This is a genomic window from Streptomyces mutabilis (assembly GCF_014649815.1).
GTDB lineage: Bacteria > Actinomycetota > Actinomycetes > Streptomycetales > Streptomycetaceae > Streptomyces > Streptomyces mutabilis.
In genome coordinates this window covers 1-8,151 of the sequence record NZ_BMTT01000045.1, presented here as the reverse complement: position 1 = coordinate 8,151, position 8,151 = coordinate 1, and the positions used below count along the sequence as shown (strand labels likewise).

The following is an 8,151-nucleotide window of genomic DNA, read 5'->3' as shown; positions in this document are numbered from 1 at the left end:
GTATCTCGGCGAGCGACGGCCGACGCCACGGCGGACACGATCGCCTCGCGTTGCCGCCGGGCCTCGTACGCCCGCTGTCGGCAGGACCGGCGGCAGTAGTCCCGGCTCCGGCCGACCCCGGATTGCTTGATCTCCGAGCCGCACCAGGCACAGAGCTTGGCGCCGTCCGGCTTCCTGGGGGTGTCTCCGGTCATGCGGGATCACCGGCCTCGGCGGTCAGTCCGAGAGCATCGGCGATCCGGCGCCGTTCGGCTGCCACCGCCGCGGCGACCTGCTGACGGGTCTTCTCCTCGTGCCATGCGTTCTTCCGGCACGTCGAGGAGCAGTACTTGGGCGGGCGCCCCGTTGAGGCCAGCTCGAAACTCTCCTGGCAGTGCTGGCAGGCCCGCATGCGCATCGTCATGCCGGGACCGTACGCGGCACGTCTTGTAGCGCGGCAGACTCCCCGGCATGAGCACCCCACCGCGCCGTCTGCTCGGCACTGGACCGAGCAGCACCAGGACCACGACGTCGACGGGACCGGTCCCGCGGCTGCTGCCCGTTGAGCGGGCCGACGTCGACCACCAGGAGCACGTCGACCCCCGCCCGCGAAGTGCCGGCGGGCCGCTCCCCGGCCGCCGCGCGTTGGGCGACCGGGGGCAGTAGCCGGGATCAGCGAGTTGTGGCGCACTGATATCAGTAACGCCCGGCCGGGGACGGCCGCGAGCGGAGCAAGTTAGTGGCCAAGGTGACCTTGGTCCGTGGCGACAGCTCGTCGGGCGGCGGCCAGCTGCACGAGCAGCCCAGCGAAGTGCCGACGCTTTCGCTCGGTCGCGGCCTGGTCCGCCTCGAACTGGGCGATACGAGCCTGCCTCTCTCGCTCCTCGCGTCGGGCCAGCACGCGGGCCGCCAAGTTCTCTTGCACCTCGGCCAGCTCTTCGGCGCTGAGCACCCGCACGTGGTCGGTCCGGCCTCCGAGCGTGCCGACCAGGTCGCCCACCGAGTCGTAGAACTCTCCCTCGACGACGGTTTGCACCTCCAACTCCGCGTCGGCGCTGACCACCGTGCCGTGCGCGTCGGCCGTCATGACGACGCCACCGGTCAGCGGTGCGCGGAGGGCACCGTCGTAGACGTAGTCCAGGTCGCGTTCCTCGGAGTCGTCGCCGTCCAGGTCGACGTGCCCGCGCAGGCCTCGGGTCCACTCGATGGCCCGGCGTCCGGCCATGGCGTCTTCGTACTCCGCCCACCAGGCCCGGAGCTGCCGGACCGTGCCGTAGCCCTCGGCCGCGTCCGGGTCCGTGCCTTGGACCTCGATGTCCCAGAGCCGGTAGAGCATCTGGAACGGCGTCATGGACTTGTGGCCCCGACCGGTCTTGGTGTCGGCCCGCACGGTCTCCAGCGCGGCGGCGCCTGCAGCGTCCAGGTCGGCCGCCACCGATTCGGCCGGCGGCTTCCCGTCCTGCACCTTGGTCAGGTACTCGATCAGGGCTTTGTCATCGGGTGACGTGATGATCCGGACCAAGACGCCATGACCCTTGCCTCCGCACTTGCAGTTCCGGGTCTCGCACTCCTTGGACGGAGCCCAGGCCGGATCCATCTTCCGCAGCGTCTCGGTCCAGAAGGTCCGCAGCCAGTCCTCCCACTCCTCCAGGGCGTTGGCGCTCGGCTCGAAGCAGCCGCCGGTCAACGTGCCCTTGGCCGGGGTGCCGTCGAGGGTGCCGCCTAGGAAGAGCAGGAGGTTCATGTGCGGGTGGTAGCCGTTGGCCTGCGACCTCGTGACCTCCGAGGCCCGGACCATGCCGACGTAGCCGATCCGGTGCCGGATGCCGTCCTCCGCCGGGCGGGTCTTGGTCTTGACCTTGCCGTTCTTCAGCGTCCAGGTCCACGTGGCCTCTGGCCGCCCGTAGAAGGCCGGATCGGTCAGCATCCGCTGGTAGGCCCCGGGCGTCCGCCTCGGCCTGCCGGACCGGTCCAGGATCGGGGCGCCGTTGGCGTCCGTCTTGGGCTCGCCCCACAGGGCCGCCGACAACCGGCTGAGCTTGGTGCGCTGGTTGTGCCGGGCGGTCAGGACCACGGCCGCGAGGGTGCCGCCCTTGGCGAGCCAGCGCAGCGCGCCGGTCTTCAGCTCCTCAGTGCGGCCCCGGCGGATCGCGGCGGAGCACTCGGGGCAGAACCAGATCCGCCCGCACCTGACCAGGCCGATGGTGACCGCGTAGCCCTGCTCCGACCGGCCGACGATCACGCCGGTGTCCGGGTCCAGGACGTTCCGGCCGCAGCCCCGGCAGGCATCGATCCCGGACGTGCGGTTGAGGACCTTCCGGCCCTGCCAACGGCGGACAGCCGCGCGGGCGGCCAGCTCCGTCTTGGTTCCCTCCGAGACGGAAGCCGCGCAATCGGTGGTCTGACCTGCGGAAACGGCCTGCGGCTCACCGTTCTGGGAAAACTCTGTCAACCCTTTCCCAAGGCGACCGGATTTGCCTCGTGAGGCATCTCGCGCCACACGAGCGATCTCCCGGCGCGCGGCCGACCGGCAAGCCTCGGAACAGTAGATCTTGGGGCGTTTGCCCGGTGTGTGGGCAATTGGGGTCCCGCAGTGGCAGCGGGGGCCACGGGTTGTCTGGATCATGGCCGCAGTCCGCTCACGCGGGGGGGTTAGCGGCGCAACCGTGGCGGGCCGATCTGGCAATGCCTCGGCATTGCTCCGTACTCTGGGCACGAGCAACGTTCCTGTTCTCGCCGTGGGTAAGCGGCGCGAGATTCGGGAGCGGACGGCCCGGGGCTCTCACACACCCGGGCCGTTGCTCTTGGTCTGGTAGGTGATCCTGGCACTGATTGCGCCGGATGTTCCCCCCCGCCACTCCCAAGCCCCTGTGGGGCTGGTGTGACTTGGAGGGCCGAAGGAAGCCCCGCCGGTGATCCGGCGGGGCTTTGACGTGCGGTCAGGCGGTGCGGAAGTGGATCTCGTCGGCCAGGGCATCGGCCGTGGCAAGCAGTTCGTCGGCGTCGGGGTCGCCTGCGTCACGGAGCCGGTAGGCGGCGGCCCGGAGGTGCCGGGTAGCGATGGTGGCGGTCTCGCGCAGGTCTGTCAGCCGCTGGGCGTCGGTGCGCTCGGTCATCGTGGGTGCCTCCTAGGCGGCGGTGCTGAGTCGGGCGGCGAGTTGGTGGGTGGCGGCGAGGATGACGCGGATCTCCGCGCCGCCGTCGACCGCGAGGGCGGGGGCGGGGGTAGGCGCCGGCGCCTCGGGCGGGGCCGGGGTCGGGCGGCGGCGGAGGGCGACGGCCAGGACCACGGCGGCCCCCAGGACGGACGCGAGGTACAGGGCGGCGATCACGCGGCCACCTCCCGTGTGACGCGGCGCCACGACGCCTGCAGGCGGGCCTCCCCGGCGGAGTAGCCCATGTCCCGGAACCGCGCGGCCGCGACCCGGTACGACCCGCAGTCGAGCAGCCCCGACATGATCGAGTCGATCTCCTCGTTGCTGAGCGGGACCACGTCGGCCGACTGTGCCTCGATGGCCGGGACGGGCTCCGTCGGCCCCCAGACGGGCAGTCGCCAGGACGGCTGCGACGCGGGCGTGACGCGGGAGGTGACGCAGGTCAGAGCCCGTGCCGTGCCGTCCTCGGCGCGGGCCGCCTCCAGGGTTGACCAGGCCGACGCCAGGTCCCCGGCCGTCTCCGCCTGGACCCGGGCGACCTTCGCCCCGGCGCCGGTCACGGCTTCCAGTCGGGTCACCTCCGTACCGGCCTCGGCACGGAGCTGGGCACGGGCCACGGCCGCCCGGTCGCGGGCGTCCTGCTGGATCTCGCGGATCTGGTTCAGGGCGTCCGGGGTGAGCGCGGTCCGCTCCCAGAGCCCGTGGACCAGCCAGAGCGCCTTCGCGGCGAGGGGCAGCCAGGCGACCGCGAGCCAGGCGCCGGCGGAGTCCTCCCCGAGCGCGTGAGCGACCAGGACGCCGGTCGCCAGGAGGCCGAACCCCCAGCCAATCACGGTGATCGGGCGGGAGTGGTCGCCCTGCGCGGCCAGGCGCCGGTCGTAGGCGAGGGTGGCCAGCCATCCGCCGTCGAGCCCGAGGCCCACGACCAGGGCGACGCCCCAGTGCATGGCCTCCCCGAGCCACATCACGATCACGACCACGGTCAGGACCATGGACACGATCGTCATCAGGACGGCCGGACCGACCGTCAGAAACCGCTTCATCGGGTGCCCCCGATCCGGTCGAGGATCGCCTCGACCAAGGAAGCGGGGAGCTGGCCCCGTTCCACCGCCGCCAGCTCCACGAACTGGCCCGCGATCCTCAACGTCGTCTCTCGGTCGGGGTACCTCTCGGCGTCGTTCGCCTTGTCTGCCTTGCGCAGGAGGGCAGCGGCCTCTTCCAGGTAGCTCATGGTCACTTCCCCTTCCGGGCCTTGATCGAGAGGGACAGGCCGACCCCGGCGGGGGCGGCGGCGGCGAGCGTGGTCGCCGTGGTGGCGGCGACCTGGAGCAGGAGGCACAGCGTCATGACGACGCCGACCGATCCGGCGGCGGCGACCAGGACCAGGACGATGGGGCCGGTCCAGTCGCGGTCGTGCTCCTGGTGGTGGACGACGACGACCGTGCGGGGGTCGGTGCCGTCGGGGATCAGGTGGGCCGGGACGTGCCCGGCACGGAGCTGAGCGTCGGGGGTGCGCATCAGGCCGACACCTCCCCGGCCTGCGTCGGGACGGACAGGGCGCCGTCCTCGGACCGCAGGACCTCTCCCGCGTCGACCAGGGACCGGAGCGCCTTGGACACCGAGCCCTTGTTGATGCCGGTCACCAGGGCGACGTCGGCCGCCGTCTTGGCACCGGACGCCACGGCGGCCCGGACCTTGTCGCGGTTGGTCGGTTGGGCCGGAATGGCAGCCGCGGGCGTCTCCTGCGGCGGCGCAATGACGTAGTCCGGTGTGTCCTTGACCAGCCGCAGCGGAGCCGGGGCGGAGGCGCCGGCCGTTCCGGCAGGCGACTCCTCGCGCTGCCAAATCGGCTGGTCGGGGAGCCGGATCACGGCGTCGTCGTCCATGTACCGGACCTTGACCGGGTCGGGCTTGCGCTTGCCGTCCCGGACCATGGCCACGCCCGGCATGGGCAGTTCGTCGGCCTTCCAACCCTTCTCCTGCGCGGACTCGCCGAACACGACACGGGCCTCAGTCGGCGACTCGACCGCGAGGCCGATCCGGAGACCGAGCTGCTTCGCGATCTGCCTCGGGACGCCGTCGCCGTAGGTCGGAGACTGCGTCATCCACCACAGATCGATGCAGGCCGCGCGGCCCATCCGCGCGATGGTGTCGAGCCCTTCGAGCGCGTCCCGCTTCTCGACGATCGGCTTGCCCTTGTCGGTGTAGCCGGTGACGACCTCGACCTTCCGGCACGAGGACATGACCTCGGCGCCTTCGTCGACCACGACCGTGATCCGGGGACGCTCCGCCGTGGGCACCAGCGTCGCCTGGCCCTTGGGCAGCACGTCCAGGCGCTCGTTCAGCTCGTCGACCAGCTCCATGACCAGCTCCACGACCTCCACGGGCGTGTGCGCGACCCGGGCCCGGTGATCCCACAGCCGCCCCTCGACCTTCTTCAGGTCGATGATCACGAGCACGTTCGTCGGGCCGTCAGACGCCTTGGCCAGCAGTGGCCGGGACGCCGTCGACTTGCCCGAGCCGGACATGCCCGCGACCAGGACCCGGTGCCCGAGCGGGACGTCGACGTCCTCGCCGGTGATCATGTCGATACCAAGCCCGGCACCCGGCTGCCAGATGATCACGCCGCCCGGGGCGGCCGACCGCGTCCGCAGCCGGATCACTCCCCAGCCGCCGCGCGAGCCGGGACCGATCATCATCGGGAGTTCCGTCCGCGCTCCGAGCAGGGCGCGCACGGCATCGGCCGACTTCCGGAGCTTGCCCACGGTCCACTCGCCGTCGAGCCGCACGTCGCACTCGATCCCAGCCGCGCCAACCGTCGCGGGCGTGGTGACCGTGCCGGACAGACCACGGTCGGCCGCGTGCTGCACCCAGTGCGCCGGGTCCAGCCGCGCGACAAGCTGCCGCTCCTCGGCCGACAGCCCGTCCTCGACCTCGACCCGGGGCTGCCGCCGACCGAGCGCGAGAGCCGCCGCGTTCGCCGCGATGAGCAGGACCGACGCCGACGCCGGGTAGGCGCCCCACGCCTGATCCCAGCCGAGAGCGGAAAGGCCGGCGCCCGGCACCGCGTGCACCGCGTGCGCCTGAATCGCCCGCACCCGCAGCGTCGTCGGGTACGACTTCCGCGCCTTCTTCAGCTTGGTCTTGGCGTCGTCGCGGTGGGTGCGGGCCGCCTTGTCCGCCGTGCGAGCCGCCCGACGACCGGCGCTCAGCGGGTTCTTGGACGCCTTCCGCGCCGCCGACCGCTGCGACCGAGCCGACGCCGCCGTCGACCGCGCGGCGTTGTGCGCCTTCTGAGCATCCATCAGCGCCCGCAGGTTCTCCGGGGTCCGGAGCTTCGCCCGGCGGTCCGCCTCGGCGTCCCAGCGGGCCGCCAGGGGCGCGAACGTCGGCGCCATCGCGTCCAGGGTGTTGGTGATCGCCACGGAGGCCGACTTGGAGCCGTCCGTGATCTTCGTGGAGACTGCCTTGAGGTCCACGGGATTCCTCTCATCAGGTTCGTGGATCAGGGCCGGGATCGCCGTCGCGTGGTGATCCTGGCCCGCCCTATTTGGGTGGGTTGCTGCCTCGGTTGCGCCCGCGCCCCCGGTTGCACCCCCGCAACCGCGCGTGACCTGCGGGTTTCCAGGTTGACCCCGTTTCCGGGAGGGGGGCCCTACGCGTGCGCGCGCGAGGGAGCCGTTTTTGACTAGCTTCCGGAGCCCTTCTCGGCCTCCGCCTTGGCCCACGCTCGGGCCGTGTTCGGAGCGACCGCCGTCACCTCGTTGATGCGGCGGTAGGGGACCTCCATCCGGACCGCCTCCGCGATCAGCGGGCGCAGCTCCTTCTCGATCTCGTCCAGCTTCGCGAGGAGCTTGATCCTCTGCTGTCCCAGCGGCTTCAGCGCCGCCTCTGCCTCGGCCCGGATCTCGCCCGGTGTCTTGTGCGTCATGACGTCATCCTGACCGGTCGTGTCAGCCTGCGTCATGGGCGCCTCCAGAACCGCCGTCATGATCAACCCTCCCTCTCCGGCACTACTTGCGCCGTGCGTTCAGACTGACACGTCGTATCACTTTGCGCAACCCGTTCAGGCTGCGTTTTTTGCGGTACAACTTTCCCTACGTCATCAAGGCGGCCCGCGAGCGGGCCGCGCGGCCCGGCCCCCGGCCGGACCGGAGCCCCTGTCTTCGCCCGGCTCCGGCCCGGCCGCCGACCGGCCCGCGCTCCTCGATCGAGGCGGCATCGGTGGGCGGTTTACGTGGCGCCACCGCTGCCGACTGCGGCGGCTCGGTGGTCCTGTGGGCAAGGGCTAGCGGGGAGGGGAGGGGGGCTGGAAGCGCTATACGGCCGTCTGAGCGCCTGTCAGCCTCCCGGACCGCCGTACCCCCGCCGTCGCGTGGCTGAGCCGCGTGAGGCGACCCTAAGGCCCGTCGTGGGCCGATGGGGAGCGGCTGCTGCCGCGATGTGGCGGGCGCCGTCGAGCTGTTCAGCCGTGCGGCGCCGTCGTGGCGGGTCATCCGGCTGCACGGTCGTGGTGGGCGAGGCGCCGGCGAAAGCGGCGGATCTCCACGGCGACGGCTATCCGGCGGGCGGCGGGCGGACCCAGGTAGAGCGCGAGGGCGGGCGCCATCCCGGCCGCCACGGCGGGCCACAGCCCGAGCAGCTCCCGCACGATGAGCGTCCCGCCCACCAGGAGCAAGGCAGCCAGCACCGCCGCTAACGCCTGATCCCGGTCCCGGTTCTGGTGGTGCATCAGTCCTCCCCGTGATCACTCGCGCACCAACCGTAGTGATCACTCCCGACAGCGGATCAAGGGGATTGCGGGTCCGTCTCGTCGTCCCACAGCGGGGGCGGCTGCAGCTGGAGGCCCGACCACGTCCAACGGCGACGCGGGTCGGGCGGCGCCGGAGCTGTGACCTGCGGCGGAGTTTCGTCACGTGACGGAACGGGGGTCTGCTGGATTTCGTCACGTGACGTATCTCGGCGAGCGACGGCCGACGCCACGGCGGACACGATCGCCTCGCGTTGCCGCCGGGCC

At 71.9% G+C, this 8,151-nt stretch carries 11 protein-coding genes and 1 pseudogene; 1 reads left to right on the top strand and 11 read right to left on the bottom strand.

The genetic code is table 11. The features are described from left to right. Together IE142_RS37170 and IE142_RS34255 are read right to left on the bottom strand one after the other, a co-directional pair. A pseudogene (locus IE142_RS37170) lies at window positions 1–194 on the bottom strand (hypothetical protein); the annotation flags it as partial. Next, complete coding sequence (locus IE142_RS34255) at window positions 191–403, bottom strand: hypothetical protein (RefSeq protein ID WP_191889350.1); 213 nt, start codon at window positions 401–403, stop codon at window positions 191–193. The pseudogene IE142_RS37170 and the gene IE142_RS34255, both read right to left, overlap by 4 nt. 47 nt (window positions 404–450) lie before the next feature. On the opposite strand from IE142_RS34255, the gene IE142_RS34250 reads away from it, so the two are divergent. Further along, window positions 451–645, top strand: coding sequence for a hypothetical protein (locus IE142_RS34250; protein WP_191889349.1), 195 nt, complete (start codon window positions 451–453; stop codon window positions 643–645). A 70-nt stretch (window positions 646–715) separates the two neighbouring features. On the opposite strand, the gene IE142_RS34245 is transcribed toward IE142_RS34250, so the two are convergent. From IE142_RS34245 to IE142_RS34205, 9 genes are all read right to left on the bottom strand, one after another. After that, a complete protein-coding gene (locus IE142_RS34245) occupies window positions 716–2,431 on the bottom strand; it encodes a replication protein (RefSeq protein ID WP_191889348.1) in 1,716 nt (571 codons plus the stop codon). Between the two features lie 487 nt (window positions 2,432–2,918). After that, window positions 2,919–3,095 carry a hypothetical protein gene (locus IE142_RS34240; RefSeq protein ID WP_191889347.1) on the bottom strand — a complete coding sequence of 59 codons (177 nt, stop codon included), beginning with the start codon at window positions 3,093–3,095 and terminating at the stop codon, window positions 2,919–2,921. Window positions 3,096–3,107: 12 nt separating this feature from the next. Beyond that, complete coding sequence (locus IE142_RS34235) at window positions 3,108–3,311, bottom strand: hypothetical protein (protein ID WP_191889346.1); 204 nt, start codon at window positions 3,309–3,311, stop codon at window positions 3,108–3,110. Next, the gene (locus tag IE142_RS34230) at window positions 3,308–4,177 is read right to left on the bottom strand and encodes a protein spdB (protein WP_191889345.1); all 870 of its coding nucleotides are present in this window, start codon (window positions 4,175–4,177) and stop codon (window positions 3,308–3,310) included. Before IE142_RS34230 ends, IE142_RS34235 begins: the two co-directional genes overlap by 4 nt. Then, complete coding sequence (locus IE142_RS34225) at window positions 4,174–4,365, bottom strand: hypothetical protein (RefSeq protein WP_191889344.1); 192 nt, start codon at window positions 4,363–4,365, stop codon at window positions 4,174–4,176. The genes IE142_RS34230 and IE142_RS34225 overlap by 4 nt, the downstream gene beginning before the upstream one ends. A gap of 2 nt (window positions 4,366–4,367) precedes the next feature. Beyond that, the gene (locus IE142_RS34220; protein ID WP_191889343.1) at window positions 4,368–4,652 is read right to left on the bottom strand and encodes a hypothetical protein; all 285 of its coding nucleotides are present in this window, start codon (window positions 4,650–4,652) and stop codon (window positions 4,368–4,370) included. Next, the gene (locus tag IE142_RS34215) at window positions 4,652–6,613 is read right to left on the bottom strand and encodes a cell division protein FtsK (protein WP_191889342.1); all 1,962 of its coding nucleotides are present in this window, start codon (window positions 6,611–6,613) and stop codon (window positions 4,652–4,654) included. The genes IE142_RS34220 and IE142_RS34215 overlap by 1 nt, the downstream gene beginning before the upstream one ends. Before the next feature lie 209 nt (window positions 6,614–6,822). Continuing rightward, window positions 6,823–7,101, bottom strand: a complete 279-nt coding sequence (locus IE142_RS34210; protein ID WP_191889341.1) for a hypothetical protein — start codon at window positions 7,099–7,101, stop codon at window positions 6,823–6,825. A 525-nt stretch (window positions 7,102–7,626) separates the two neighbouring features. After that, window positions 7,627–7,866 carry a hypothetical protein gene (locus tag IE142_RS34205; RefSeq protein WP_191889340.1) on the bottom strand — a complete coding sequence of 80 codons (240 nt, stop codon included), beginning with the start codon at window positions 7,864–7,866 and terminating at the stop codon, window positions 7,627–7,629. Window positions 7,867–8,151: the final 285 nt, after the last annotated feature.

Excerpts from the sequence above, each read along its gene's own strand:
- IE142_RS34255 (WP_191889350.1), bottom strand. The coding sequence starts at position 403 with ATGACGATGCGCATGCGGGCCTGCCAGCACTGCCAGGAGAGTTTCGAG.
- IE142_RS34250 (WP_191889349.1), top strand. The coding sequence starts at position 451 with ATGAGCACCCCACCGCGCCGTCTGCTCGGCACTGGACCGAGCAGCACC.
- IE142_RS34240 (WP_191889347.1), bottom strand. The coding sequence starts at position 3,095 with ATGACCGAGCGCACCGACGCCCAGCGGCTGACAGACCTGCGCGAGACC.
- IE142_RS34230 (WP_191889345.1), bottom strand. The coding sequence starts at position 4,177 with ATGAAGCGGTTTCTGACGGTCGGTCCGGCCGTCCTGATGACGATCGTG.
- IE142_RS34225 (WP_191889344.1), bottom strand. The coding sequence starts at position 4,365 with ATGAGCTACCTGGAAGAGGCCGCTGCCCTCCTGCGCAAGGCAGACAAG.
- IE142_RS34220 (WP_191889343.1), bottom strand. The coding sequence starts at position 4,652 with ATGCGCACCCCCGACGCTCAGCTCCGTGCCGGGCACGTCCCGGCCCAC.
- IE142_RS34210 (WP_191889341.1), bottom strand. The coding sequence starts at position 7,101 with ATGACGCAGGCTGACACGACCGGTCAGGATGACGTCATGACGCACAAG.
- IE142_RS34205 (WP_191889340.1), bottom strand. The coding sequence starts at position 7,866 with ATGCACCACCAGAACCGGGACCGGGATCAGGCGTTAGCGGCGGTGCTG.